Source organism: Holophaga foetida DSM 6591 (assembly GCF_000242615.2).
Classification (GTDB): Bacteria; Acidobacteriota; Holophagae; order Holophagales; family Holophagaceae; genus Holophaga; species Holophaga foetida.
In genome coordinates this window covers 3099371-3125351 of record NZ_KI912268.1, presented here as the reverse complement: position 1 = coordinate 3125351, position 25981 = coordinate 3099371, and the positions used below count along the sequence as shown (strand labels likewise).

Genomic DNA, 25981 nt, shown 5'->3' with positions numbered 1-25981 from the left:
TCATCAGTGATCGGATTCGTGAAGGAAGCGCACCAGCATGCGGTCCACCAGTTCCCAGACCTCCAGAAGGGCTCCCAGAGCCATGGCCAGGCCGATGCCCAGAAGCATCCCCCGTCCCCAGGGCCCCATCAGGAAGCGGGCGAGATCGGGCCAGTTCCACAGGAATTCCGGAAGTCGGTACCGGCTGTAGAGAGCAAGGCTGCCCAGGAGCATCCCTCCCCACATCAGGTAACAGAAACGCAGCCCTCGGAGAAGGCAGTCCCATAGGAAGGGGCGCTGACGAACTGGAGCCATCCTCCTAAGATAACCCGGGAACTCGCTTCAGACCTTCAGGATCTCGGCATCCTTGTGCTTCACGGTCTCGTCGATCTCCTTGATGAAATCGTCCGTGAGCTTCTGGATCTGATCGAGGGTCTTCTTGGCGGCATCCTCGGAAACCCCCGCGTTCTTGTCTTTCTCCAGCTTCTTCACATCATCGTTGGCGTCCCGACGGACATTGCGGATGGCGGTCTTGATCTCCTCGCCCATCCGGTGGACCACCTTGGTGAGTTCCTTGCGGCGCTCCTCGGTAAGGGCGGGGATGGGCAGGCGGATGACGTTGCCATCGTTGGCGGGATTCAGGCCCAGCTCACTCTTGAGGATGGCGGTCTCGATGGCCTTGATGGAGCTCTTGTCGAAGGGCTGGATCACCAGGGTCGAGGACTCGGGCACGCTCACGGAGGCAAGCTGCGTGAGGGGCATCTCGGAGCCGTAGTACTCGACGTGGATGCTGTCCAGGATGCTGGGATTGGCCCGCCCGGTGCGGACAGTGGCCATTTCCCGACGCAGGGTCTCGATCGAGGTCTTCATGCGCTTCTTGGTCTCGGCCAGGATCGAATCAACGGTATGGGCAGTCATGGTTCACTCCAGAGCAAAAGTCAGTTCAAGTTCGCAACAGCCATCATAGCCCGAGGCGGAAAAGCTCGCACCGATCACTGCGCCCGCTGATGGCGGGTATGGAAGGGCACCGTGATCGGAATACCGAAGGCATCCAGGCTTGCCTTGCCCTCCAGCCGCCAGACGGCCTTGTCCCCCTGATGCACCACTTGGCTGATGGGAGCCCAGTTCCGGCGCAGATCGCCGTAGGCGAAGGTCAGGTCCAGGACCATGGGGGAGGTGGCCCTGGGCGCCAGATCCACCCCCTGTGGGAGATCCACCGAACCCACACGGCGCAACTGGCCCATCTCCTCAAAGCCCAGGTCCCCGACGATGCGCCGGGCATGGAAGTGGACATCACTGGGGTTGTCCACCCGCAGGACCATGCGAACCACCAGTTTCGAGCGGTCCAGAGGCAGGGCCATGTCCAGCCGGGGCTCCACCCGTTCCAGGCGGAAGCTCAGCCGCGAAGCAGCCTGGCGATAGGAGGCCGCGAGATCCGGCCGGTGGCAGGAAACCACCAGCAGGAGCGCCGGAACAGCCAGCCAGGCCCGGCGCATCACTCGCCCCGGTAGATCACGCAACTGCCGGTGGTCTCGAAGAGCTCCAGCTGGCAGAGGCCCGGAAGGAGCGGCTTGAGCTGCTGCCAGATCCAGACCGAGATATTCTCGGAGGTCGAGAGGGGGATGATGTCGTTCAAGAAGTGGTGGTCCAGCTTCTCGATCACGCTTCCCTGGACGATCCGCACCAGATCCCCGAAGTCGATGACCATGCCTGTCTCGGAATCCACGGGCCCTTCGATGGAAACGAAGAGCCTGTAGCTGTGCCCGTGCATGTTCCGGCACTTGGCAGGGTGGTTATAGAGGAAGTGGCCCGCCTCGAAGCTGAATTCCTTGCGAAGAATCATGATTCACCAATTAGATAATTGAAAAACAAAGGGAGGAGCAAGGTCATGCTCCTCCCCTTGGATGATACCGCAGGCCTATTTGCTCGCAGAAATCTTGGGAGCCATGAGATTCAGGCCATTGCGTTGGAGGTCGAAGACCTGGGAAGCCACCCCCACCAACAGCGCAGTCTGGAATTCATCTCCGCCCTTCTTGTTGGCCCCGGCCGGGGGAGCGCTGTGGATGGAGGAGGATTTCCGCCCTTTGGCCCAGCTCAGGCCCAGGTCGAAGTTCCACTTAACGCTCTTCCCGCTCAATTCCCCGGCGATGTGGTTCATGAGACCATCCCCGCCGTAGGCCACCTGGAGGTGACCCGGGCCCTCCATACCTTTGCTGCGGTTGGCGATGGCGACGGACGCAAGCTTGCCATTCCCCTGGTAGTTGAAGGTCATGGTCGTGTGAACGCCCTGGCCCTCGTTGGAGAAGCTCATCCGGTAGGGGAGGTGCGTGGCCTTGTCGTAGGCGATCTCCATCCGTCCCCGCTTCCAGAACCCGAAGGTCTCCTTGAGGTTCTGTTCCCGCTTGGCGGGGTCATAGGCTCCGGAGGGGGCGAAGAAGACTGCGGTCTGAAGGGTGCGGCCGTTCAGATTCTCCTCCTTGCCCAGACTGGGCTTGAAGGTCGAGGCGTCAACGTAGGCCGCCTTGATGTCCAGGATCACGGAGCGGAACCAGCCCATGTAGGAAAGGGGCGCGTCGCCGGTGGGAAGGTCCACGGCCGTGGTGTATGCGTTCTGCTCCTTGCTGTAGATGAAGCCCCGCCTGCCCACCCGGGTGTAGACCATATGCCCGAAGTCCCCGGCCGTCTCCGTGCGGAAATCACCATTGGCGAAGTAGGTCCCTTGAAGCTGGAGGGCGGCCTTGCCGCCCTTGGAGGCGATGCCCCTGAGCTGGCCCTGGGAGACCTGACTGGCCTTGGCGTTGATGGCAGCGGCGGAAAGGGTCAGGTCCATGCGCCCACGGATATCCACGGCATTGCAATCCTGATAGGCCTTGCCGAACCAGGCCCCGTCCACCGAATCCAGCACCTGCTGGAAAGCCTGCCGGGCCGCCTGGGCGTCCGCGCTTGGCACAGCCTTGGGACGGGGGCCCTGGGCGAAGGCAGCGCCACAAACCAGAATGAGGGACAAGGTGGAGGCAAGACGCATCTCTGGTACTCCTAGCGCGAGCGTTTGAAGGGGACGTGGGGCTTTGGTCTCGGCTTTGGCTTCGGCTCAAGCTTCTTCTGCTCGGCAAAACAGCTTCGACAGAGGGCCTGCTTGGGATCAGGAGGCATGTAGTCCAGGACATCCGTGGCCCCACAAGCAGTGCACTGGATCTGGATCAGGATCTGGGTGCCGGTCTTGCGTTGGGGCTTCTGGACAGGGTGATTCTTCCGGTAGCAGGCGGGACAGTCGTAGTACTTCTGATCAGCCGCCAGCTGGAAGGGCTTGCCGCAGGTCGCGCAAATCTTCTCCCGGATGTCGCTCACGGGAGCGGGCTTGTGCTTCTGGACCAGAACCCCGGACTTCTTTGGCTTTGGAGCCTCGTCCTCGGGAGTTTCGGCCTGCGAATCAATGGGATCGGTCATCATAGAGGGCCCCGGTTTTCCTTGGTCTGCAAAGCATCAAGGATAACATGGGCCCCCGGAGCAAGGCTCCGAGGGCCCAGGCAGACTCCAAGTCCAGACTAGTCAATCGTGAAGCTTGCGGTTCCGCGGATATCCCGGGAAGAGGAGCCGACATAGACGCTGTAGGCACCCTTCACGGTGGTCCAGGCATCACTGGTCTCGCTGAAGACCTTCAACTGTTCGGCCGGGATGCAGATGGACACGGTGCTGCTGGCACCGGCCCCCAGGGTCACCTTCTGGAAGCCCTTGAGCACCTTGGGTGGCTCACCAGCGGTGCTGGGGAAGCCGATGTAGACCTGGGCCACTTCGGCACCAGCCAAGCTCCCACTGTTCCGGATCGTAGCGTTCACCGTCACGCTGCCATTGCTGTTCCGTTTGGCGCTGACGCCGCTGTAGGCAAAGGTCGTATAGGAGAGACCATGCCCGAAGGGGAATAGGGGGGCCTGCTCCATGGCGTCATACCAGCGGTAGCCCACCAGGAGCTCCTCGCTGTAGCTGACCTTATCAAGTCGTCCGAAGGTGCCGGTGGTGCCGTCAGCATTCAGCCCGGGGTAGGTCGCCCGGGTAGTGCCGGGCCCCTGGGTGGCGTCCCTGGGGAAGGTCATGGGGAGCTTGCCGGAGGGATTGACGTCCCCGTAAAGCAGCTGTGCCGCGCCGGTGCCGAAATGTTCTCCCGGGAACCACATCTGAACCACCGCCGCCACCTCGTTGATCCAGGGCATGGCCACTGGTCCACCGCTGGTGATAACCACCACAGTATTGGGGTTGGCCTTGGCCACAGCGGTCACCAGGGCATTCTGATCGCCACGCAGGCCCAGGTAGTTCCGGTCCGAACCCTCGCTTTCACGGTTGCCCACGAAAACCACGGCCACCTCATTGGCAGCTGCGGCGGAGACCGCATCTGCGAAGGCCGTGCCAGGAGCGGCAAAGCCCATAGAGAGGTAGGTGCCCAGTTTCGTTCCGAGACCGACCGCCATTTCCGGCAGGACTAGGCCCATGTCCAGGGCCTGCCTGGGGCTGTACTTGACCTCGATCCGGACCGGAGTTCCCTCGGTCAGATCCGCTGCGAAAGAATCGACCGAACCGAAGTCGGCACGGCTGCTCCCCACCATCTTCCCGTCGATGTACACCTCGACGATGCCTGAGTTGCAGAGGGAGAAGCGGTAGGTTCCCGTAGCCTGGGGCGTCAGATAGCCGCTCCAGTCCACGGACCACTGGTGGTCGCCCGCCAGGCCGGAGTATGGGAGGGGAATCCCGATCCCGGAGTTGTCCGAGAAGCTTAGAGCGTATTCCGTCTGGGTTCCGAGGACGCTCCCGGAGAGGTCAGGGCTGTTGTAATAGGTGGCCGTGACACCGGGCGTCGTTCCGTCGCTGTCCGTTGTGAGCTTGAGAGAACTGTCGAAGGTCAGCCCAGTGTCTTGGTCCACCATCAGGACACCCGCCGGGGTCCACGAGTGACTTACAACTTCGAAGGGGGTCGAAAGAGCCCCGACGCCCAAGGTGCCTTGGGTGAATGCCGCACTGGCGGCCTTGGCATTGATGGCCGAGTAGGGGGTCACCAGATTGACGGGCCTGACGTAGGCTGCACCGTAGAGATTGGCATTCACCCTGGCCTGCATGGTGGCCGTGTTGGCATCATCCCCAGCCATGGAGCCGATGACAGCCACGCTCTGGCTCGTTACGAGGGGCAGTACGCCGCTGTTCTTCAGGAGCACAGCCCCCTTGGTGATGGCGTCGACTGCCACCGCCTGATGGTTTGCGACCCCGTTGGTGGTGGGTGGATTCACATCCAGCCCCACCCGCCAGATGGGCATGAGCTGACGACGGATCATGTCATTCACCCGCTCTTCAGAGACAACACCCTCGTAAAGGGCCTGCACCAGGGTGTCCTGGGTCGCCACCGGGAAAGCGGCACTGATCTTGGCATCCAGACCTGCTGCGAGGCATTGGACAGGATGGAAATAGGCGGGGTAGTCGGGTATGGCAAAGCCGTCAAAGCCCCAATCGTTTTTGAGAACGCCCAGGGTATAGGGGTTTTCCGCGGCCCACTCCCCGTTGATCTTCGGGAAGCTGGTCATGACACCGCCACCGCCGCCGTTCTGGAGCGCCGATTTGAAGGCAGGAAAGTAGATCTCGTGAAGCGCCCGGGTGGACACGATCACATCATTGCCCGTGTAGGCGTAGGTGCTGGTGAACGAGGGCTTGTTGTCCTCTCCCGTCCGCCCGGCTTCCTGGGTGTAGGCGGCAAAGTGCTTGGGCACGGCCACTACGTGCTGCGACTGCATCCCATCCACGACGGGACGGGCGATGCTGGCCGCCAGGAAGGGATCCTCGCCATAGCCCTCCCCCGCCCGGCCGAAGTGCCAGGTGCGGAGGACGTCCATGGCCGGACCGTATGCGAAGCCATAACCAAGGTCGTGGAATTCCTGACCGATGGCGGCCCCATAGGAGCCAGCAAGGGTCGTATCGAAGCTTGCGGCCACGGTCACAGGGGAGGGGAAGGCCGTGCCATTGCCACTGCCGTCCGCTACGCCTGCCGGGCCGTCTTTGCGCTTGTATGCCTCAAGGCCATAGGTGGCCAGCAATTCCTTGGCGGCAAGCCCCTCGTCCGAGGTATCACCCCCGTCCGTGCTCAGAGCCAGAGCCAGAGCCACCTTATCTTCAACAGACGTGAACGAATCCAACAGGAACTGCGCTCTGCAGGCAGGGGTATAGGCAGGATTCAACCAGGGTTGAGTTTCCCCATCCGCAGGGGTGCACACCGTAGTTGTGGGAGGCGTCACGCTTCCGGCGGATCCGCTACCGCCACCACAGCCTGTAAGCAGAAGAACTGTCCCGCAGAGGACACCCGCAAGCCCCAAGTGCAGGCGGCACTCGGCCCGTCGGCCCTGGAATAAAGATCCGTGTAAGCGTTCAGCCCCCGCAGGGGGATGGACGCTTACAAATTCAGTCCATATGAGCCATTAGGTTGTACTTTTCGTTCAGGGTGGCCATGCTCATGGAATGAGCGAGAACGAGCGTCAGCTGATCTCTGAAAACCAGGCCCTAAAGGCAATGGTGGAACAGCTTTTGGGGCGCGTGGCGGATCTGGAGGCGCGCATCACCCAGAACTCCGGCAACAGCTCCAAGCCCCCCAGTTCGGACATGGGTAGGAAGCGCAAGCCACCGGTAGATCCGAGTGGACGGAAGCGCGGCGGTCAGCCGGGTCACGCCGGAAAGACCCGGGAGCAGGTTCCGCCCGAGGAGGTGGATGAGGTGAAGGACGCCGATCCCGAGGCCTGCGAGCGTTGCGGGGAATCCCTGGAGCAGGCCCCCCGGCGGGATGCCATCATCCGGCAGTTCTGCGAGTCGCCAGCGTTCCGGGCCTTCATCACGGAGCTGAGGCAGTGGTCCAAAGCTTGCCCCCGGTGCGGGCATGTCACCCGCGCGGCTGCGCCGGTGGGGACCCCAAAGGGTGCTTTCGGCCCCCGTCTCCAGGCGCTCACCGGGGTGCTCTCGGGGCGCTTCCGGCTGACCAAGCGGGAGATCATGGTGATGCACCGATCCGTCTTTGGCGTGCGGATGTCCCTGGGTTCCGTGGCGGCCTGCTGCAAGTCGGTGAGCGAGGCTGTGGCCCCGACTGCCAGAGCGATCCACGAAGAGGTGAAGGCCTCCCCAGTGGTGCACGCCGATGAAACGGGGTTCGGTCGCTGCGGAGAGGATCGGATGTGGCTCTGGGTCGCCGCAACGGCGGAGGCCGAAGCCTTCCGACTTCTGCCAGGACGGGGCCAAGCGCAGGCCAAGGACATCCTCGGCGAGGACTACCCGGGCATCATCCAGCGCGACCGATGGAAGCCCTACGAGAAGTTCCTCAAGGCCAAGCACCAGCTCTGCCACAGCCACATTCGACGTGACGTGCAGGGGATGTTGGAGAGCAAGGGTGAGACGGGAACCCAGGGCTGCATGCTGAAGCTGGCCAGCGACAAGGCTTTCCATCTGTGGCACCAGTGTGAGCAAGAGGAAATCAGTCGGGAGGAACTGGCCAAGGGGACACAGTCGATCCAGGCGGAGATGCGGGAGCGGTTCGAGATCCTGGCGAAGCACCCCGATACCACCAAGAAAGCACGGGGGACAGCCAACGATCTGCTCCGGCAATGGGATCGACTCTGGACCTACCTGACCCATGAAGGGGTGGTGCCGACCAACAATGAAGCCGAGAGGGCGATCCGCAAGGCGGTGCTGTGGCGGAAGGTGAGCCTGGGGGTGGAGAGCGAGCATGGCGCCCGCTTTGTGGAGCGCATGCTGACCCTGGCAGGCACGGCCCGGAAGCGCGGCGTGGACCTGCTGGAGTGGCTGACTCAGGCCATGAAGGCCAGCCTCGTCGGAATCGCCGCACCGGATTTCACAGCCTGATGCGGTCCCCGTGGAATCAGAAACCCCCTCCATGCGGAGGGGGCTGAACGGCTACAGATCCGTTAGGGTTCAAATGCATGCACACCTCCGCTGAATGCCCAAAATGGCATAAATAGACCAACCACACCTTCTGACTACAAACGCCCTCTTATAAAGAAAAAGCAGCTTATACAGACATCCACCGGCATAAGCAATCTCGATAAATCCATCAGATAACCGAAAACCAGATCACCGGATGAAATATGGGCGCATCGACTTTGGAAACAAGGTTCAAAGTAGACGACCCTCGACACCTGGAACAATGTATCGAGGCAATTCAAACCGTTGTATTTTTTTCAGAACAGGTGATTTTATTTATTAAAAATAAAAATAAGAACATAATCCAATGAAATGCTACATATTTTTAAAATACAAATAAATAACAAATCAACCGAGACGCAGTGCGTTTGATCACAGACATTACCAGCACAAATGGATGATCCTGGGTGCCGGAAAGTTCCCATTCGACACAGGCCACCCATTCAATGGATATCGAAGCCTTCGAGCATCAGATGCATCTGCTTTCACCGCTCGAGGCTCGGTGCAAACAGATCTTCCAGGCCCCCAACCGGGCCGAAGGCATGGTCGAGCTGAAGGCGATGCTGGACGCCTATGCCACCACCCACCACGGGAACTTCCCCGGCATCCCGACTCGAGTCAAAGTAGTCCCGGGCTTCGTCACCCTCTCCGATGAGGCGGATATCGCCGTCGTGAGACAGCTGCGCTATCTCACGGAGTTCCGGCACAGCCATGGTTTCATCGAACTGCTCTACGTCTACGCCGGACAATGCCATCTGCAGTCCAGCCTCGGCGGAACGCTCCTGAATGAGGGAGATCTCTGCATCGTTTCACCCGACACCTTGCACACCCACGGCGTAGATGACGATTCAGCCATTCTGCTGTACGCCATGTTCCGCCAGGACTCGTTCGATGGCGTCTTCCAAAGCCTGCTGTCCGAGTCGTCCATCGCCTCCGACTTCCTGGTGGAGGCGATCTACGGGGCCGAAGCGGATCAGAACATCCTGTTCCACACGGGAAGCGATGCCGCGGTGAAGAAGACCTTTCTCCGGCTCTATTACGAGTGCGAGCAGGCCCTGCCCCTTCGCGATCCCATGATGGCCAACCTGCTGAACCACCTGATCCTCACGCTGGTCCGGGACCACGACAAGGATGTGGAGATCGTCCAGGCGGGGCGGAGCCAGGAGAGCAACGCCCTGTCGCCCGTCATCAGCCACATCCACGCCCACTACCGGACCATCACCCTGCAGGAACTGGCATCCCGGTTCAACTATTCGCCATCCCGCCTTTCAGATCTCTTCAAGCGCCATGTCGGCAAGACCTTCAACACCTTCATCCGGGAGCTTCGCATCCACAAAGCGGCCCGCCTGCTGAAGAGCACCCGCATCAGGATCTCCGATATCGCAGAACACCTCGGGTACGCCGACACCAGCCACCTCAACAAGGAATTCAGGCACTTCTTCAGGACCACACCGGCAGCCTACCGGCAGAGCGAAGGAACGTGGTAGTTTCGTGTCACCCCCCAAGAGATCACCACCATGGACATCCAGGAGTTCGAGACCCAGCTGCACCGTCTCACCACCTTCGAGGAGTTGTGCAGGGAGATCCACTTCAACCCGGATCCTGACCGCCAGGAAAAGGACCTAGCCTACCGGAATCTCCTGGAAAGCCTGATCGGCAATAACCCCGGTATCCCTGGGCACATTCAGGTCAGGCCCGGCTTCGTCACCCTGGCGGACACCACTGACGTCTCGGTGGTGCGGCAGATGCGCTACACCCCGGAATTCCGGCACAGCCACGGGGCCATCGAGCTGATCTACGTCTATGAGGGCCAGTGCACCATGCGCTCTGCCCTGGGGGATACCACCCTTCGGGAGGGAGACCTTTGCCTGGTATCCCCGGATACGCTCCACGCCCACGGTGTGGGAGACGATTCCACAGTTCTGCTCTACGCCATGATCCGCTGCAGCGCCTTCGATTCCATCTTCTACAACCTGCTGGCCCATCAGGACATCGTCTCCACCTTCCTGATCAGGGCCCTCTACGGCTCCGAGGCGGACCAGACGGTCATCTTCCACACCCTGCGGGATCTGGAACTGAAGCAGACCTTCCTGGAGCTCTACTTCGAGTGTGAACAGGACCGTCCCCTCCGGGGGGCAATGCTGAACAACCTGACCCACCGCCTCATCCTCCTCCTGCTGAGGAACCACGAGGAATCCGCAGAAGTCATCCAGGAAGGCAGTGCCAGGGAAAGTGCGGCCTTGGTCCCCATCCTGCGGCATATCCACGCCCATTTCCGGACAGTCACCCTGACCGATCTGGCGTCCCGCTTCCACGTCAACGCCCCGGAGCTTTCAAGCCTGCTCAAGCGCTACACGGGAAAGACCTTCAGCGAGTCCGTCAGGGAAATCCGCATTCACAAGGCCGCCAGGCTCCTGGAGAACTCCGAGCTCTCTCTGGCCGCCATCGCGGAAAGCAGCGGCTACACGGATGCCAGCCACTTCCACAAGGAGTTCAAGCGATTCTATGGCATGACCCCGGGGGCGTACCGCAAAACGCACCTGATCGTCTGACAAGCCCTATCCCTTCATGGCCTCCGCCACCGGGAGTCGGCTGGCCCTCCAGGCAGGTGGGAAGCCCCCCAGCATTCCCATGAGGATGCTGAAGGCCACGCCCTCCAGCATGAGGCGGGGGGTGATGGTGAAGGCGAAGCTGATATCCGAGAAGGTATCGAAATTGGTGGTGGCGGTCTGGATGCCGTTGAAGCTGAGGGCCAGACAGGCGCCCACCACACCGCCCACGGCGCAGAGCATGAGGGCCTCCCACTGGAAGCTGGCCAGGATCTCCCGGCGCCGGAAGCCGATGGCCCGCAGAGTGCCGATCTCGGCCGTGCGGCCCGCCACGGCGGCGTACATGGTGTTCATGGCCGCGAAGATAGCCCCCACGGTGAGGATGACCGTGATGAGCTTGCCCAGCACTTGTATCGGCTTCCCAGCCTCCGTCTGCTGGGCAAAGTAGTCCTTTTCGGAGTGGACTTCCAGCTTGAGGCGCTTGTCGTCCTCCAGGATCCTGGCCAGCCGCGCCATGCCCTCGGGCGAAGCCACCCGCACCATCATGGAAGAATAGACCGTGCGCTTCTTCGCCTGCAGCAGGTCCTCCACATCCGTCCAGATCTCCGAATCGAAGGCGCTCCCCCCGGCGTCGAAGACGCCTACGATCCGCCAGGCCTTGCCCCCGAGCGTGAGGGTCTTTCCCAGCCCCACTCCGGCAAAACGCGCCACCATCCGCCGGGGCACCACCAGTTCGGACAGCCCCGAACGGAACCAGCGCCCCTCCACCAGCCGGGCCTGGGGCCGCATGCGGATGCCCGCTGGCTCCATTCCCCGGAAGGCCACGTTGGCCCCACCCCCCTCCCGCTGTTCCAGGAGGTTGACGATGAAGCACTCGGCGCTGGCCAAGGGTCCCACTTCGTCCTGGACCACCAGGGGGTTGACGCGGAGGATGCGGGCCTGATCCCGATCCAGGGTGCTGCCCAGCTCCGTGCGGGAGTTAGGCCGGATGAGGATGGCCTGATCCCCACGACCGCTGGAGATGAAGGCCCGGGAGATCCCCTGGGACAGGGAGAGCACCACCACGAAAATCCCCACCACCACGGCGATGGCTGCGGCTGTAGAAAGGGTGCTCACCCTGCGCTGCCAGAGGGAGCGCCAGTTGTAGCTCAGGGGCACGGGATGCCGTATCGCCGCCCAGGCCAGCCAAGCCAGGTAGGGGACGAGGATGAGGAAGAGCATCACAGGGCCCTCAACCCTTCAATGATGGGGCGGCGGGTGGCCCGGTAGGCAGGGATGAAGGTCGAGAGCAGTCCCACCCCCATGGTGGCGTGCAGGCAGAACATAAGGACCTCCCCCGGGACCGTGAAATCCTGGAGGTAGGGCAGGAAGGTCCCGGCGGTCTGGCGCACCCCCCCGGCCATCAGCCAGGCGATCCCCAGACCCAGACCACCCCCGAGGACGGAGAGCAGCACCCCTTCCGCCATGAGAAGCCCCAGGACCTGCAGCCCGGTGAAGCCCATGGCCCGGAAGACCGCGATCTCTGTGGTGCGCTCCCGGATGGCCATGGCCATGGTGTTGGCGGTCACGACGAGGATGGCCACCAGGACCGCCGCCGTGATGCTCTGGATCATGGCCGAGTAGTTACCCATCATCTTGAGGAAGGTGAGCTGGAAGGCATTCTCGGTTTCACTGGTGGTGGGGTCGACGGCATCCGCGAAATGCCGGTCGATGCGCTCGATGAGCCCCGGAACGTCCTCGGGGTGCCGGGCCCGCACCCAGATGTTTCCGATGTGCCCCTTCATGTAGGAAACCCCCTCCTCCAGCAGTTTGTAGTGGAAGTGGAGCGCCTGCTCATCCGAGGGCTTCCTGGAGCGGAAGGTGCCGCGTAGGGTGAGCCGCACCGTGATGGGGAAGATATCGCTCTTGAGGGTGATGACATCCCCCACCTTCCAGCCGTATTTATCCGCCAGGGCCTGGCCGGCGATGCAGCCGTTGCGATCCCGCATGAAGTCCCGGAACTGACTCTCGGAGTAGTCCACGATCTCCTCCCGGAAGACCGTGGTGAGGTATTCCGCTTCAGTGGCGAAGTTGGGAAAGAAGTTGGAGCGGTCGATGTAGACCCCCTGGAACCACTGGAGCCCCATCACCGCCTCAACTCCCGGCTGCCGACGGATCCAATCGGCATGGCGAATGGGCAGGAGGTTGGTGATGGACACCTTGTGGCGCACCGCGATGCGGTTGGAGGCGTTGGGGTTCTTGGTGAAGCTGTCCAGGGTGAAGAGCACACTCTGGAGCACCGCCACCAGCGCCACCGACACCGCCAGACTGAGCACCGTCAGCACCGTCCGGCGCTTGGAGCGCAGGAGGGAGCGGAGGATGAGGTGGAGGTAATTCATGGGGAGGGAGGGCGATTCACGCGGAGGCACGGAGACGCGGAGGGAGAGAGCTTATTGACGATGCGATGAAGGCCCTCTTTGAGCTTCGGGGCTCCAAAGTTGATGAGGAGACCGACAGGCAGGTGCAGGAGTCGGAGGTAGGTCAACAGCTGCTTGCTGTGGACCGGGGCCAGTTGCTCCACGGATTTCAGTTCAACGACAACCCGCCCCTCAACCAGAAGATCGGCCCGAAAACCCTCATCAAAAAACATCCCGTCATATTCAATGGCGATACCCTTCTGACGCTCTACGTGGAAGCCGCGCCTTTCCAACTCCCTTGCCAGAACAACTTCATACACTGACTCCAGCAAACCGGGACCCAAATCGATGTGGATCTTGAGCGCCGCATCCACCACCCCCCCCGTGATGTCATCCAGTTCAAGGGCCCCAGTTTCCCTCCGCGCACTCCGCGGCTCCGCGTGAGCCCCTTCATTCTCCTTTTCCCTCATCTCCTCACCTCCACCGTGCGCTCCAACACGCCCTTCTCCAGGTGGACCTGCACCCGGGCATGCTGGGCGGCCTTGGGGTCGTGGGTCACCATGAGGATGGTCTTGCCCATTTCCCGGTTGAGGCGTTCCATGAGGCCCAGGACCTCCTCGGCGTTCCTGGCATCCAGGGAGCCGGTGGGCTCGTCCGCAACCAGGAGATCCGGGTCACCCACAATGGCTCGCGCAACAGCCACCCGCTGTTCCTGGCCCCCGGAGAGCTGGCGTGGGTAGTTCCCCATCCGGTCCGCGAGCTTCACCAGTTCCAGGGCCTCCAGGACCCGCTCCCGGCGCTGGCTGCGGGAAAGATCCGTGAGGAGCAGAGGCAGTTCCACGTTTTCATAGGCATTGAGCACCGGCACCAGGTTGTAGTTCTGGAAGATGAAACCGACATAGGCGGCCCGCCAGGCCGCCAGTTCGTCATCATCCAGATCATTGAGAGCATGGCCGCAGACCTCCAGGTGCCCCCCGCTGGGGCGGTCGATGCCCGCGATAAGGTTCAGCAGGGTGGTCTTGCCCGACCCAGAGGGGCCCATCAGGGCGTAGTAGCCCCCTTGGGGGATCTCCAGTTCCAGCCCCTGGAGCACCGGGATTTCCAGGCTGCCCCTGAAATAGCTCTTGCTGATGTCCCGGCAGCGGATGATCATCCCCGCACCTTGACCCTGGCGCCTTCCTGGAGCTTGAGGTCCGCCGGGATGACCAGGAGCCGGGTGGCGGGATCCAGTCCCTCGATCTCCAGCCCCACCGGATTCTCGGCCACCACCTTCACCACCTGGAGGACCGCCCGCCCATCCCGAAGGACCCACACCAGGGTCTGGTCCCTGCGCCGCACCACCTGCTCCCGGCCGAGCACCACCACATCCTTGGGGTAGGGATCCCCCAGGAAGGTGACCTTGGTCCCCATGTCCGGCAGCAGACGGTCGTCCTTCTGGAGGAAGGCCACCCGCACGATCACCACGGCCTTCTGGCGATTGGAAGTGGGATAGATCTCACGCAATTCCCCCTTCAGGACCTGGGCCCTGGGGTCGTTCTCCAGGGCATCCACCCGGATCTCCACGGGCATCCCCTTGCGGAGCTTGGTGATGCCGGTCTCGGTGACCTCCACCTCGACCTCCAGGGAATCGAAGTCCGCCAACACCGCCACCGCGTTGATGGCATTGGCCCCGCCAGCGGTGCCCGGGCTCACGGTCTCGCCCACCTCCGAGAGCTTCTGGGTCACGGTGCCCGTGAAGGGCGCCCGCAGGACCATGTTCTCCAAGCTGGCATCCTGATAGCGGAGCTGGGCCTTCAAGGCGGTGACAGCGCTACGCAGCCTGTCCAGGCTGGCCCGGTCCAGGATGCCATCCTTGGCCAGAGCCTCGCCTCGATGCAGATCCAGTTCGGCCTGGGCCAGGTTGGCGGCGGTCTGGTCCCTGGCGGCGCGGAGGTCACTGTCCTCCAGGCGTGCCAGCACTTGCCCCCGGGTGACCCGACTGCCCTCCTCCACCCCCAGCCAGACCACCCGACCAGGCACCTTGGCCGAAAGGGTCGCCCGATGCCTGGCCACCAGATAGCCCGAAGCTGTCACCAGGGGATTGCGCTCTCCGGCTTTGTATACCGCCGGGGCAGCCAACGCCAGGTTCAGGGGTGCCAAACGCTGGGCGAAGCTCACGCCCACGGCAAGCACGCCCAGGATTCCCAGGGCGATCCAACCCCAGGGCAGACGCTTCTTGATGACGGGTTTGGCCGCAGGAGTCACAGGTTCTCTCCAGGAAAGACAGGAACAGATTAGCGGCACCTCCTGTTCCGGCCTTGGATAAAAACCGGATCGGCGCCTCCTGGTCCTCGGCGAAGGCATAGCGCTCACTTCTTCCGGAGGGTGCCGTAGCACTCATCCGAGTCCATGGGGATAATGGTGGACCTGCCTTCGCGATGGGTCTCAGGCATGTATCTTCCAGTTGGCAACCCTTTTTTGGACATCGAGTGTACCCGATCCGCTTCATCACCATCGGCCGCCCCAAACTGGGGGCCTGCCGCGAACTGGAGACCCACTACGGAGGCCTCCTGAAGACCTACGCCAGGATGGATCTGGTGGAGATCCCCGAGGCCAAGGGCTCGCCGGAACGCCAGCTCAAGGAGGAGGCCGCCCGCATCCGCCAGCACCTGGGCGGGATCCGCTGCCCCGTTCTCCTGGACGCCGGGGGACCCGCCCGCGGCTCCGAGGCCTTCGCCAAGTGGCTCGGGGAAAGGATGGACCGGGGGGAGAGCCTGGCCTTCGCCGTGGGCTCCAGCCACGGATTCGATTCCGAGCTGAAGTCCGAGGTCCGGGAGAAACTCAGCCTGAGCCCCATGACCTTCCCCCACGACCTGAGCCGGATCATGTTCCTGGAACAGCTCTATCGGGCCTTCACGATCCTCAAGGGGAAGACCTACCACAAATAGGCCATGCGCCCCCGCCGCAATTCCGATTGAAAAAGCAGGGGAATTTCGGTAGTCTTTCCCTCTTGCGTGAACAAGCCGCGTGCCGAATCCTTGCATCCGGTCGGTTCCAGGAGGATCCAAATGAGACCCAATATCCACCCCGAGATGCACGAAGTCACTGTCCATTGCCAGTGCGGCTTCGAGTTCCAGACCCGCTCCACCAAGAAGGAGCTGCGCGTGGAAGTCTGCGCCGCATGCCACTCCTTCTACACCGGCAAGCAGCGCGACATGACGATCGCTGGCCGCGTCGAGAAGTTCAACCGGAAGTATGCCAAGAAGGTCGAGCCCGTCGTCCAGGCCGAGGCCGCTCCCGCCGAGATCCAGGCCGAGCCCAGCACCGAAGCCGCCCAGTAGGCGCTCTGATCCCAGGAACGGGCCGTTTTTACGGCCCGTTCTTTTTTCATATCCCTAGTTCCTTCCCCGCCCGGTGATCCATGTTCGACCAGCTTGAGTCCCTCGATGCCAAGTTCCAGGAGATCGAAGCCCAGCTTCAAGATCCCGCCATCGTGAGCGATTCCAAGAAGCTCCGGGAACTCACCAAGCTCCGCGCCGAGCTGGAGCCCGTCGTACTGGCCTGGGCCGAACAGCGGACCCGCCTCAAGCAGCTGGAGGAGGCCGAAGGCATCCTCGGCGACAAGGACATGGACCCCGAACTCCGGGAAATGGCCGAGATGGAGATCCCAGACCTCAAGAAGGGGATCGAGGCGGGCGAGGCCGAGCTGAAGAGGCTCCTGGTCCCCAAGGACCCCAAGGACGCCCGCAACGTGATCCTTGAAGTCCGGGCCGGCACCGGCGGCGAGGAGGCTGCCCTCTTCGCGGGAGAACTCTTCCGCATGTATATCCGCTTTGCCGAGCGCAAGGGATTCAAGGTCTCGGTCCTCGACGAAAGCGAAGCCGACATGGGTGGCCTCAAGGAGGCCGTGGCCGAGATCGAGGGCGATGGGGCCTACTCGGTCTTCCGCTTCGAGTCCGGCGTCCACCGTGTCCAGCGCGTGCCTAAGACCGAAACCCAGGGCCGCATCCACACCTCCGCCGCCACGGTCGCCGTCATGCCCGAGGCCGACGAGGTGGATATCCAGATCCACGAGAAGGATCTGCGCATCGACACCTTCTGCTCCGGCGGCAAGGGCGGCCAGAGCGTGAACACGACCTATTCCGCCGTGCGCCTCACCCACCTGCCCACCAATACCGTCGTGCAGTGCCAGGATGAGCGCAGCCAGCTGAAAAACATGGCCAAGGCCATGACCGTCCTCCGCAGCCGCCTCCTGGAGAAGGCCCAGGCCGAGGTGGACGCCGTCAGCTCCGCCCTGCGCAAGTCCCAGGTGGGCTCGGGAGACCGCAGCGAGAAGATCCGCACTTACAACTTCCCCCAGAGCCGCATCACCGACCACCGGATCAACCTCACCATCCACCAGCTGGATGCGTTCATGGCGGGCCAGCTGGAGCCCGTCCTGGAACCCCTGCGCGCCGCCTTCGAGGCTGAGAGGCTGCAACAACTCCAGGGGTAGGCCCGCCATTCACTGCGGCCGCTGAGCGCTCGGCCCAAGGCCTCGTCGCACGCGGCCATTGGCGGCCCGCGATCGGACGCTGCCCCGCAGCGTCCTCCCACTCAGGCTTCGCCTTCCCGGAGCGGGACCCCCCATGGCGGGCCAGCTGGAGCCCGTCCTGGAACCCCTGCGCGCCGCTTTCGAGGCTGAGAGGCTGCAACAACTCCAGGGGTAGGCCCCCCATTCACTGCGGACCTTCCCCGATGCGGCCATAATGCTCCAGATCGTTCTAAGGAGCATGACTCATGGCGAAGTGCCACGCCTGCGGCCAGGAAATCACCTATCCGCCCATGATGAAGGGCGTTTTCCGATATTGGCGGAAGAACACCCTTCGCAGGACCTTGCCGATCTTTGATTGCCCGCACTGCGGTACCCAGTGCCAGGAGAGTGCCGTCTCTGCCTACACCTTCATCGCGCTGTGCCTGGGCGCTGGGGTCGTCCTATTCACCCTCGGGAAACACCTGATGGACCCAGCGGTGCACCCTGTCGGCTGGGTGCTGTTTCTCGTTGCGCTCTGTGCGCTGGCGCATTACCTGTGGTGGCGCTGGCTGGCGCGACTGAAAGAACCCCATGAGTTCTGGTGGGAGTGAGCTTCAGGAAATCGAGCTTCTTGTCGTCGCGGGCCACAAGGGCAATCCGCTTGCGGGATGGAAGACACCCGTCCCCTTCGCCCCTCGGATGGCGTCATGGGCAGGATCCAGGGACTCCTGCCCAAGGGAGGCGTCAAGGTAGTCGCAACCCGCCAGAAGGCACTGCCTCTGATGACTGCAACGAAGGTGCCTGACCGCAAGCGACAGGTTTCCATCGGGCACGAACTCACCGCTCAGGATGACCATTCTCCCCATGTGGGAGCAATCGACCCGATCCGCGAAGAATTCCTTTGGGCTTGGCATGGCGACCTCCTTCCACATCCAGCATCGATCACGTCATCATTCGCCTCATTACGAGGACCCCGCGGTCCACACCTCAAATATCGGCCCGGCCTCAGCATCTGAATGCCAACCCTGTTGAATCCCTGTAACTTCGTCCCCCTTGCCTCGGGAGCCGCGCAGCTCCAACTCGTCGAGGCCTCCCCGTAGGTGTTGATCAGGCATGACTTGCATAAAAGAGCAGCTTTGGCCATCGGAGGATCGCTTCAGGATTTCGAGAAAACCCCCAGCAAGTCCTTCCAGGCGAAGAGAAGAATCTCGACCAGGATGAGAAGGACGACAGCCCACTCCAGGCGGCGCCCTTTGCGCGTATCCAGAAGCCCCAGGAAAGTGGCCCCCGCATCCTGGAGATAGGCCAGCTTCTCCCGGATGGCGCCCAATCGCTCTTCGAGGTCGAACTGGTCGTAGAGGGCGCTATCAAGGTGGGCCAGGGCCTCGCTCTCCCAAGTTTCAGGGGGATCATCGAACAGGGTCAGGCTGTTCAGGACGGCGGCTCTCACCTCCATGGCAAAGCCCACAATGCGCAAAACTTCCCGGTGGGGGAGGATCAGCCGCCCATTGTGAGCGAGCGCAGCAACCACCGGCTGAAAGCGGGCCATCACCCGACTGACTGCGCCCTCGAAATGATCCAATGCCACACTCTGAGCCAAGGCCAGACTGACAATACCGAGCTTCTCCAGGCTGAATTCCCGAAGTTGCACCTCGCTGAATCCCACGGAATCCTCGGGAGCCCCAACCTTGACTATGAGGAAGTCCCTCGCCTGCTCCTCCAACAGGTGATGCATGGGCAGAGCCCGCAGTTCCTCGTGGATCAGAGAGATCAAGGCCTCTGGGCAGTTCCAGAAGACGACCCCACCGAAGCGGGAGAGAAAGACAAAGCTCCCCTTTTGAGGTTCCAGGATCAGAGGGCTGGTACTAATGATGGGGTGATGGGACTGGGACGCGCAAAAAGCCTTCAGGTCGATCTGCCCCTCGAAGTAGTCCGCCTGGAGAGTGAACTCCCGCTCCTCCCCCTCAGGAAGAAGAAGCCGAACTCGGGGAATAGGGGGCATCACAACTCCAGCCATCCAGGAACCATCTTCCACGTCGTCACCACTGGGCCCTCACAGCGACTACGGAGGGTTTCAAGAAAAAGCGGGGCAGCACCCAAGGGCCGCCCCGCCTTCCCAACCAGATCCCAACCCTAGGAGAAGCTTGTCTTAGAAGGCCACCTGAAGGGCAGCCACCAGGGTATTGCCACCCTGCTCCCCAGTCTGTCCACTGACAGGCTTAAGGAAGTTCTCGCTGCGCATGATGTAGTTGAGCTTAAAGTTAGCAGACTTGACCTTCTCGGGCTTCCAGGCGTAGAGGTAACCCAGGGTGACCTCGGAATACTCAGGAGAGTAGTCGGCCGTGGCAGTCTTGTAGGGGTTGGTGGCGGTGTACCAGTCGTCGCCCTGGTTGTAGTTCATGTGGTCATAGCGCGCCAGGAAGGTGTGCTGACCGAGGGTGTAGGCGCCAGTCACAACGAAACCGAAGAACTTCTGGTCCAGGTGCTCACGCTTGGAGCCGTAGGTGGTGGTAGTTGTGGCGGTGACAACGTTGGTGGTGGGGTTGTTGGCGTAGGTCGTGGTGCTGGTGCCTGAACCGATGGTGGCGAAGCGGCGTCCCAGGAGGCCCGTGATGGCTTCACCGGAGAAGTGCCAGGAGTCGTTCTGGAACACGTAGTAGACACCGTAGTTGGTGGTCTTGTCCCTGTTCTCGGCAACATCAGCCTGCGTCACGCCGTAGGAGGTCCAAGCGGTCGAAGCATTGGAGATTCCGCTCTTGGTGGACACATCGGTGGAACCCTGGAGGGTGTAGAAGCCGAACTTGTGAAGCTTCTCGTAGCTGAAGTCCACGCGAGCGACGATATCCTTCTGGGCGTTGGTTTCGTTGGCGCGACCGGAGCCATTGAAGAGACCGAGGTGGATGGTGGTGGCGAAGTCCTTGTCATCTCCCATCTTCATGCTCAGGACACCGCCGCGCTGGCGGTCGTCGCCGAAGACGCGGCCCATCTGGCTGCGCTCGACCGTGAGCAGCTCCGAGGATGACGTGAATCCTTCATAGGTCTGAAGATTCTTGAACTGACCAACCTTGGCCGAAAGGCCGAAGGGCATCTGGTACTTGATGACAGCGTCCTGGAGGATGTCGCTGCTCTTGCTGGCATCGACCATCACTTCGTAGTCGACCCCTTCCAGAACGCTGCCAGCGATCTTCAGTTCGGTGCGACGAATGCTGAAGCCGTTCTCCTGGAACTCGCTCCGGAGGTTGTAGTACTTGTTGGGGGTGACGCTGGTGCTGTTGTTGCGCAGGTTGCTGTCCAGCATCTGGCTGTACCAGACCTGCACCAGGCCGCTGACCTTGGGTGAGGACTGGGCAGAGGCGGGGGCAGCGGCGACCAGAGCCAGGGCGACCAGGCCAGTAAGTGCGAAAGCCTTCTTCATGGATTCTCCTTGTCCGAATCGTCGGCAAGGTAAGGTTCCCGGTCGGCCGTTAAACTCCGGCGCCAATCCTGTGATGAGAGGGTAAATTATCCCTCACGATGAAACTTCTCCAGAGTCCGGATCAGCCCCTTCTCAGCACCTTGTGGGCCTCTTCCAGGGGCACCCTGGCCCCGAAGCCGCCTTCGTAACTATGCCAATAGCCCAGGTCATCCTCGGGATAGGCCCAGCACCAGTAGCCATCCCCCGAATCGAAGTCCACCAGCCAAAGGCCCTTCACCTCGGGGCCAAGATCCTGGACAGCCTCTGTCCAACTAGAGACCAGAGCGTTGAGGCGCTGCCGAAGGGAATCGACCCTGCGTTCATCGTCCCGCTCCTCGGCCTCTTCCAGTTCCTCGGAAAGACTGGCCGCAAGCTCGAACACCGGACGCGTCATAGCCTTGACCTTCGGCATCACATCCCGGGCTTCTTCAAGGGTGAAAACTCGGTTCATGTCAGCCTCCGGCGATCCCGCATAATCATTGGATGCACAATGACCCTGCTCCGTCCTCTATCGACACTCCGAAGCGCCCCTTGAAAGCGGTACTGGTGGTGGCAGGAGAGGCTTCCGGGGATCTCCACGGCACGGAGATCCTGCGGGAACTGAGGGCCCAGCGCCCCGATCTCCGGATCGTAGGCATCGGCGGCGAGGGGATGAGTTCATTCATGGACCGGAAACTGGCAGATGTCCGGGATCTGGGCGTCGTGGGTTTCGTGGAGGTAATCCGCCACTACCCAGCCCTGCGCCGCCTCTATGCCCAGCTGCTCCAGGTCGTGGAGGAAGAGAACATTGACGCGGTCCTCAGCATCGACTACCCCGGTTTCAACCTGAAGCTGGCCCAGGAACTCCGGAAGCGGCGGCCAGGCATTCGGTTGCACCACTTCGTATGCCCCCAGGTGTGGGCCTGGAAGGCGGGGCGCATCCCCAAGATCGGCCAGACCCTCGACGCCCTCTACTGCCTCTTCGACTTCGAGCCACAGCTCTTCAAGGGCTTCCCGGTGGAGGCCCTCTGGGTAGGGAACCCTCTGGTGGAGAAAGTGAAGCCCGAAGCGGAGCGGGAAGCCTTCTTCAAGCAGACAGGCCTGGACCCCTCACGCGCCCTGGTGGCCCTCCTCCCCGGAAGCCGCTGGGGCGAGGTCCAGCGCCTCCTGCCCGTGATGGCCGAGATGGTCCGACGCTGGCAGAATCCCAGCACCCAATGGGTCCTGCCCGTGGCGAACACCCTCTCGGACGAATTGATCCAGGGGCATATCCAGGGGACCTCTATCCTTCCGGTCCGAAACCTGGGCTATGCTGCCCGGGCCTATGCGGACGCGGCCCTGGTATGCTCCGGCACCGCCACCCTGGAAACGGCCCTCCTGGGCACCCCCTTCGCCATCCTCTACAAGCTCCATCCCCTGACCTACGCCCTGGCCAAGCTCCTGGTGCGGGTCAAGCACTTCGGGTTGGCCAATATCGTGGCGGGCCGGGAGGTGGCCCCGGAACTCCTCCAGGGCGAAGTCAAGCCCGAGGCCCTGGAGCGGGAACTCAAACGTCTCCTGGACCCGACCATCGCCCCCGGCATCCGGGCCAACCTGACGGAACTGCGGGGACACCTGGGGGAACCCGGGGCAGCCAGACGAGTCGCGGCGCACTTTCTGGGGGCGATGCCGAGGCGCTAGCAATTTCAAGTAATGAGTACATAGCATGTTGTTGACATGCTTCCAGGACAGTTCACCGTCCTTCCGCTTTTATCCTGCCCATCCTGCTTATCCTGTTGAATTTTTGAACAGGATAAACAGGATGGGCAGGATAAAAAAATAAACACTTTATATATACCAAGTAGAAATAAGGTTGGCAACGTCATGATCCGCAGCGGGCCTGATGGAAGTCCACTGTCATGTCATCCACGGCTGTGGGTGCTGAATCGGCACCTGTCTTGAACTGCCCGGACGCATCCCCGTTTGCGATTTGAGAGCTGAGGCAGGGCTCCCTTCAGAACCGGTATCCCAGCCCCACGGAGATGCTCGCGGCATTGAAGCCGGATTCCGGAGAACTGTAGTGGCCCCGGATTTCGGCATCCACACTGGTGCTCATGCGGTACCCGAAGCCGACACTGCCGCCCCAGCGGACGGTGCGGGTGGAATTGCCCCCCCGGGTCAGCTCCCAGCCGTAGGCCCCGACGCCCGCCACGAGGTAGGGCCCCAGGAGGTTGGGGTCTTCGTCAGGGCGGAAGAACTTGATCCCCTCCACATCGAAATGGAAGACCCTGGCCCGGTCATCCCCGGTGAGCCCGCCACCCAACCCCTTGCCCATCACATCCATGCCCCCCACCAGACGCACGGCATAACCGTCCTCCAGTTGATGCTCCAGAAAGATGCTGAGTCCGAGACCCACGGGCCCGGAGGCGTCCTTGAGATCCCCGATGGGGTAGTCCAAACGGGCCTGGACGCCCATGTATTTGGGATCCGCATCCTGGGCCCCCAGGGCCAGGGCAAAGACGGGGCAGAGCCAGAGAGCAGGACGCATGATCAACCTCGGTAGCCTGAAACCACCCTATCCCAGCTCCCCTGAGCCTTCAAAATCAATTCCGCCACGGAGCGCAGAACCCCCCTCCCCCCGGGAACAGGGACCACGTAGTGGCAGGCCTCCAGGATCTCCTGGGCTGCATCCGCCGGGCAGCAGGCCAGTCCCACCCTGCTGAGGAGGGGCAGGTCCGGGAGGTCATCCCCCAGGTGAGCCACCTGGTCCGGCCGCAGGGCGTATTTGGCGCAGAGCTGCTCCAGGATCGGCAGCTTGGCCAAGTGGCCCGCGAAACAGTCCTCGACCTTGAGCCCCTCGGCCCGCTTCCGGGTAGCCGGGGAATCCAGGCCCGAGATGAAGGCCACAGGGATCTGGCACCCCTGAAGCCACTTGATGGCCGCCCCGTCCCGGACGTTGAAGGACTTGGTGTGGCCGATCTCCAGCCCGAAGTGGAGCGAACCGTCCGTGAGGACCCCGTCCACATCAGTGCAGACCAGCCTGATGTTGCGCGCACGTTCAAGGAGACTTTGCATGAGGAAGAGTCTAGCCGAGGGCCGCGGGGAACGCCTCGGCACACAAATACGAATCCCGACCATGAGCATGCCCAAGCCTCCCAGGGCTGTGGAGGGGTCCACAGCCCTGGGAGGCTTGGGCATGAGCTCGGTCTCAACCCGGGGGCTGTAGCCCCAGACTACGGGGGGGCCTATCTAGCTATCCCTGGGCTAGTTTGCACCGCGAAACGCTGTCCTCAGGCCTTGACGACCAGCTTGCCGCCGCTGGGCAGGTCGTAGCTGCCGGCTTCGGCACCGAAAGCGGTGATGGTCACACCCTTGAGGGCATCCAGCTGGGCCGGATAGACGTCGGCGATCAGGGTGACCGTCGAATCGGCGGTGGCGGTCCACTTGCTGGCCTGGTCGAGGGCCAGGTTGCCGTTGAGGATGGCGCCCCGGTAGGTCACGGCAGCCATGGAAATCCACATGCCACGCTCCGGATCCTCGTGCAGCAGGTCGCCCTCGAGGTTCATGTTCTTGAACACCACGTTGACACCATAGGGCGTGGCGCTGGGCACGGTGGCGCAGGGGTCGTCGTTCTTGATGGTGCGCACCAGAACCTTGTTGCCGGCCGTGATTTCGACGGCATCAAATTCCAGCTGGGTGTTCTCGCTCTTGACCAGGACAACGTCCTTGCCGGTGACGATGGAACCGCCGTTGACGAACAGCGAGCTGACTTCTTCAGGCACGCCGCAGACATTGTGGCTCAGCACGAAATAGGTGGCGCACTTCGACACGCAGTTGTTGAAGGTCATGTCGCCTTCGCCGGCGATGATCCCCGCCATGCCGTCCACATCGAAACGGCAGTTGTTGAAGACGTCATGGCAATCGGGGTCAGCGTAGGCGCCATAGCCCTTCTTGGTGGCGATCACGTCACAATCATTGGCTTCGAGGTAGACAAAGCCTTCGGCCACTTCGGTGGACAGGGCGCCCCAGCCGTCGCAGATGATCTTGCACTTGTTGAAGTAGGTGTAGGAGTTGCTCATGCTGCAGTGGGTGCGGCAGTTGCCACCGATCTCCAGGGGGGGAGGCGGCGTCTGCATGAGGCCAGCAGCCGGAGCATAGCCCTCGCCAAAGGGTTCGCCATGGGCATAGAGCACCGAGTTGTTGACCCGCAGGGTGCTGAACTTTTCGGCCACCGAGCAGAAGCGGCTCTTGCCGGCGGTATCGATCACGACGTTGTTGGCCGTCAGGTCACCGTGCTGGGTGACCGCGAGGCCAACGGCAGGGCTGCAGACACCCGTGCCACTGCCGTGCAGGGCCATCACGGCGTTGTCGACCGTCACCTTGGAGGCGCCACCTTCGACATAGACACCCCCACCGGTGCCCTTGTAATCGACCACCAGCAGATCCTTCGCCGAGTTGTCGGAGTACTCGCCGCCGAAACGGATGGACGCATCGCATTCGGCGGCCACAGCCTTGCCGTCCTTGATGCACACGGCGGCCTTGGAGGCCGGGGCGCCCTGGAACCAGTTGATGATGGGCTTGCCCGGGTTGAGACCGGCATTGACACCCATGATGATGTCTTCGGTCTTGACGGACAGCGTGGACGGCAGCCGGGACGGCTTGCTGACTTTCTTGGCTTTGATCATGCTCATTGTGTGAACCCCTTTTGCAATTCAGGAGCGGTCACTCTCGACCGCGACTAGGTTGATTTGTCTACTTCTTCCAGCGGATGACACCGCCGAGGAGGTTGGGATCCAGGTTCCAGACCATGTCGTAGGCCTTGGAAATATCCTCGAACTCGAAGCGGTGGCTGATCAGGGGCGTGATATTGAGGGACCCGAACTTGATGAGGTTCAGGATGACCCGGATATCCTCATCGCTGGTCCAGGTATCGGAGTTGACGTAGCGGACAAGGTTGTCGCCCATGACCGGGGGCCACTCGCCCTTGATGGTCAGGTCGGCCCGCTTGAGGGCGAAGGGCTTGGAGTTGATGTAGCCGCCGATGAGGGTGGCGCCCTTCTGCATCAGGTTGTTGTCGTACTGGGGGGCGTCGCCGCCGTGGACCTGGGACATCATCATGACCCGGCCGCGCTCGGAGACCAGCTCGAAGGCCTGATCCAGGGGCTTGCGGGCACCGGTGGCCTCGAAGATCACGGGG

General features: G+C 62.2%; 27 protein-coding genes and 2 pseudogenes. 9 read left to right on the top strand and 20 right to left on the bottom strand.

The window, feature by feature from the left end; all coding sequences use genetic code 11:
* Window positions 1–3: 3 nt before the first annotated feature.
* The 7 genes from HOLFODRAFT_RS0214135 to HOLFODRAFT_RS0214105 all read right to left on the bottom strand — a co-directional run bounded on the left by HOLFODRAFT_RS0214135 (window position 4) and on the right by HOLFODRAFT_RS0214105 (window position 6119).
* The gene (locus tag HOLFODRAFT_RS0214135; RefSeq protein WP_148300458.1) at window positions 4–294 is read right to left on the bottom strand and encodes a hypothetical protein; all 291 of its coding nucleotides are present in this window, start codon (window positions 292–294) and stop codon (window positions 4–6) included.
* A 27-nt stretch (window positions 295–321) separates the two neighbouring features.
* A complete protein-coding gene (gene frr / locus HOLFODRAFT_RS0214130) occupies window positions 322–897 on the bottom strand; it encodes a ribosome recycling factor (RefSeq protein WP_005031586.1) in 576 nt (191 codons plus the stop codon).
* Window positions 898–971: 74 nt separating this feature from the next.
* Window positions 972–1475 carry an LEA/WHy family protein gene (locus HOLFODRAFT_RS0214125; RefSeq protein WP_005031584.1) on the bottom strand — a complete coding sequence of 168 codons (504 nt, stop codon included), beginning with the start codon at window positions 1473–1475 and terminating at the stop codon, window positions 972–974.
* Window positions 1475–1822: a 6-carboxytetrahydropterin synthase QueD gene (gene queD, locus HOLFODRAFT_RS0214120; RefSeq protein ID WP_005031580.1), complete on the bottom strand. Its 348-nt coding sequence runs from the start codon at window positions 1820–1822 to the stop codon at window positions 1475–1477. The genes HOLFODRAFT_RS0214125 and queD overlap by 1 nt, the downstream gene beginning before the upstream one ends.
* Window positions 1823–1897: 75 nt before the next feature.
* Window positions 1898–3004: a hypothetical protein gene (locus HOLFODRAFT_RS0214115; RefSeq protein ID WP_005031578.1), complete on the bottom strand. Its 1107-nt coding sequence runs from the start codon at window positions 3002–3004 to the stop codon at window positions 1898–1900.
* An 11-nt stretch (window positions 3005–3015) separates the two neighbouring features.
* Window positions 3016–3429: a hypothetical protein gene (locus HOLFODRAFT_RS0214110; protein ID WP_005031576.1), complete on the bottom strand. Its 414-nt coding sequence runs from the start codon at window positions 3427–3429 to the stop codon at window positions 3016–3018.
* Window positions 3430–3524: 95 nt separating this feature from the next.
* Window positions 3525–6119 carry a beta-glucosidase gene (locus tag HOLFODRAFT_RS0214105; RefSeq protein WP_026939331.1) on the bottom strand — a complete coding sequence of 865 codons (2595 nt, stop codon included), beginning with the start codon at window positions 6117–6119 and terminating at the stop codon, window positions 3525–3527.
* 349 nt (window positions 6120–6468) lie between these two features.
* Between HOLFODRAFT_RS0214105 and tnpC the strand changes: the two genes are divergently transcribed.
* The 3 genes from tnpC to HOLFODRAFT_RS0214090 all read left to right on the top strand — a co-directional run bounded on the left by tnpC (window position 6469) and on the right by HOLFODRAFT_RS0214090 (window position 10487).
* Window positions 6469–7857: an IS66 family transposase gene (gene tnpC / locus HOLFODRAFT_RS0214100; protein WP_005031572.1), complete on the top strand. Its 1389-nt coding sequence runs from the start codon at window positions 6469–6471 to the stop codon at window positions 7855–7857.
* 551 nt (window positions 7858–8408) lie between these two features.
* On the top strand, window positions 8409–9422 hold the full coding sequence (locus HOLFODRAFT_RS0214095; protein ID WP_244432630.1) for a helix-turn-helix transcriptional regulator: 1014 nt from the start codon (window positions 8409–8411) through the stop codon (window positions 9420–9422).
* 30 nt (window positions 9423–9452) lie between these two features.
* Window positions 9453–10487 carry an AraC family transcriptional regulator gene (locus tag HOLFODRAFT_RS0214090; RefSeq protein ID WP_005031568.1) on the top strand — a complete coding sequence of 345 codons (1035 nt, stop codon included), beginning with the start codon at window positions 9453–9455 and terminating at the stop codon, window positions 10485–10487.
* A gap of 6 nt (window positions 10488–10493) precedes the next feature.
* Here the strand turns inward: HOLFODRAFT_RS0214090 and HOLFODRAFT_RS0214085 are convergent, their stop codons facing one another.
* From HOLFODRAFT_RS0214085 to HOLFODRAFT_RS0214065, 5 genes are read right to left on the bottom strand one after another with little or no spacing between them, the layout of a single operon-like run.
* Window positions 10494–11705 carry an ABC transporter permease gene (locus tag HOLFODRAFT_RS0214085; RefSeq protein WP_005031566.1) on the bottom strand — a complete coding sequence of 404 codons (1212 nt, stop codon included), beginning with the start codon at window positions 11703–11705 and terminating at the stop codon, window positions 10494–10496.
* Window positions 11705–12862, bottom strand: coding sequence for an ABC transporter permease (locus HOLFODRAFT_RS0214080; protein WP_005031564.1), 1158 nt, complete (start codon window positions 12860–12862; stop codon window positions 11705–11707). The genes HOLFODRAFT_RS0214085 and HOLFODRAFT_RS0214080 overlap by 1 nt, the downstream gene beginning before the upstream one ends.
* Window positions 12859–13350 carry a GxxExxY protein gene (locus tag HOLFODRAFT_RS0214075; RefSeq protein WP_005031561.1) on the bottom strand — a complete coding sequence of 164 codons (492 nt, stop codon included), beginning with the start codon at window positions 13348–13350 and terminating at the stop codon, window positions 12859–12861. Before HOLFODRAFT_RS0214075 ends, HOLFODRAFT_RS0214080 begins: the two co-directional genes overlap by 4 nt.
* Window positions 13347–14033, bottom strand: a complete 687-nt coding sequence (locus HOLFODRAFT_RS0214070; protein ID WP_005031555.1) for an ABC transporter ATP-binding protein — start codon at window positions 14031–14033, stop codon at window positions 13347–13349. The genes HOLFODRAFT_RS0214075 and HOLFODRAFT_RS0214070 overlap by 4 nt, the downstream gene beginning before the upstream one ends.
* Window positions 14030–15124 (bottom strand): efflux RND transporter periplasmic adaptor subunit, encoded by a 1095-nt coding sequence (locus tag HOLFODRAFT_RS0214065; protein WP_005031553.1) that lies wholly within the window; start codon window positions 15122–15124, stop codon window positions 14030–14032. The genes HOLFODRAFT_RS0214070 and HOLFODRAFT_RS0214065 overlap by 4 nt, the downstream gene beginning before the upstream one ends.
* 224 nt (window positions 15125–15348) lie before the next feature.
* Between HOLFODRAFT_RS0214065 and HOLFODRAFT_RS21470 the strand changes: the two genes are divergently transcribed.
* The 4 genes and pseudogenes from HOLFODRAFT_RS21470 to HOLFODRAFT_RS0214035 all read left to right on the top strand — a co-directional run bounded on the left by HOLFODRAFT_RS21470 (window position 15349) and on the right by HOLFODRAFT_RS0214035 (window position 17983).
* Window positions 15349–15807: a 23S rRNA (pseudouridine(1915)-N(3))-methyltransferase RlmH gene (locus HOLFODRAFT_RS21470; RefSeq protein WP_005031550.1), complete on the top strand. Its 459-nt coding sequence runs from the start codon at window positions 15349–15351 to the stop codon at window positions 15805–15807.
* 120 nt (window positions 15808–15927) lie between these two features.
* Window positions 15928–16125: pseudogene (gene rpmE / locus HOLFODRAFT_RS21465) on the top strand (50S ribosomal protein L31); the annotation flags it as partial.
* A gap of 155 nt (window positions 16126–16280) precedes the next feature.
* Complete coding sequence (gene prfA, locus HOLFODRAFT_RS0214045; RefSeq protein WP_005031547.1) at window positions 16281–17354, top strand: peptide chain release factor 1; 1074 nt, start codon at window positions 16281–16283, stop codon at window positions 17352–17354.
* Window positions 17355–17638: 284 nt separating this feature from the next.
* Window positions 17639–17983 (top strand): hypothetical protein, encoded by a 345-nt coding sequence (locus HOLFODRAFT_RS0214035; protein WP_005031545.1) that lies wholly within the window; start codon window positions 17639–17641, stop codon window positions 17981–17983.
* 3 nt (window positions 17984–17986) lie between these two features.
* Here HOLFODRAFT_RS0214035 and HOLFODRAFT_RS0214030 read toward each other — a convergent pair whose 3' ends face one another.
* The 4 genes from HOLFODRAFT_RS0214030 to HOLFODRAFT_RS0214015 form a co-directional block, all read right to left on the bottom strand.
* On the bottom strand, window positions 17987–18286 hold the full coding sequence (locus HOLFODRAFT_RS0214030; RefSeq protein ID WP_005031543.1) for a hypothetical protein: 300 nt from the start codon (window positions 18284–18286) through the stop codon (window positions 17987–17989).
* A 242-nt stretch (window positions 18287–18528) separates the two neighbouring features.
* The gene (locus HOLFODRAFT_RS0214025; protein WP_005031541.1) at window positions 18529–19374 is read right to left on the bottom strand and encodes an RMD1 family protein; all 846 of its coding nucleotides are present in this window, start codon (window positions 19372–19374) and stop codon (window positions 18529–18531) included.
* Between the two features lie 147 nt (window positions 19375–19521).
* A complete protein-coding gene (locus HOLFODRAFT_RS0214020; protein WP_005031539.1) occupies window positions 19522–20787 on the bottom strand; it encodes a porin in 1266 nt (421 codons plus the stop codon).
* A 121-nt stretch (window positions 20788–20908) separates the two neighbouring features.
* Window positions 20909–21277, bottom strand: coding sequence for a DUF2203 family protein (locus tag HOLFODRAFT_RS0214015; RefSeq protein ID WP_005031538.1), 369 nt, complete (start codon window positions 21275–21277; stop codon window positions 20909–20911).
* An 80-nt stretch (window positions 21278–21357) separates the two neighbouring features.
* Here HOLFODRAFT_RS0214015 and lpxB point away from each other — a divergent pair, with 80 nt between their 5' ends.
* Window positions 21358–22485 (top strand): lipid-A-disaccharide synthase, encoded by a 1128-nt coding sequence (lpxB, locus tag HOLFODRAFT_RS0214010; protein ID WP_158412963.1) that lies wholly within the window; start codon window positions 21358–21360, stop codon window positions 22483–22485.
* Between the two features lie 313 nt (window positions 22486–22798).
* Here the strand turns inward: lpxB and HOLFODRAFT_RS0214005 are convergent, their stop codons facing one another.
* Together HOLFODRAFT_RS0214005 and HOLFODRAFT_RS0214000 are read right to left on the bottom strand one after the other, a co-directional pair.
* On the bottom strand, window positions 22799–23332 hold the full coding sequence (locus HOLFODRAFT_RS0214005; RefSeq protein WP_005031536.1) for an outer membrane beta-barrel protein: 534 nt from the start codon (window positions 23330–23332) through the stop codon (window positions 22799–22801).
* Window positions 23333–23334: 2 nt separating this feature from the next.
* Entirely contained in the window at window positions 23335–23859 is a 525-nt protein-coding gene (locus HOLFODRAFT_RS0214000) for a KdsC family phosphatase (protein WP_026939327.1), read from the bottom strand.
* Between HOLFODRAFT_RS0214000 and HOLFODRAFT_RS24905 the strand changes: the two genes are divergently transcribed.
* Window positions 23858–24010: a hypothetical protein gene (locus HOLFODRAFT_RS24905; protein ID WP_158412962.1), complete on the top strand. Its 153-nt coding sequence runs from the start codon at window positions 23858–23860 to the stop codon at window positions 24008–24010. The two genes, HOLFODRAFT_RS0214000 and HOLFODRAFT_RS24905, sit on opposite strands and share 2 nt — an antisense overlap.
* Window positions 24011–24074: 64 nt before the next feature.
* Here the strand turns inward: HOLFODRAFT_RS24905 and HOLFODRAFT_RS0213990 are convergent, their stop codons facing one another.
* Together HOLFODRAFT_RS0213990 and HOLFODRAFT_RS21460 are read right to left on the bottom strand one after the other, a co-directional pair.
* Entirely contained in the window at window positions 24075–25475 is a 1401-nt protein-coding gene (locus HOLFODRAFT_RS0213990; RefSeq protein WP_005031532.1) for a hypothetical protein, read from the bottom strand.
* 61 nt (window positions 25476–25536) lie between these two features.
* A pseudogene (locus tag HOLFODRAFT_RS21460) lies at window positions 25537–25981 on the bottom strand (zinc-dependent alcohol dehydrogenase); the annotation flags it as partial.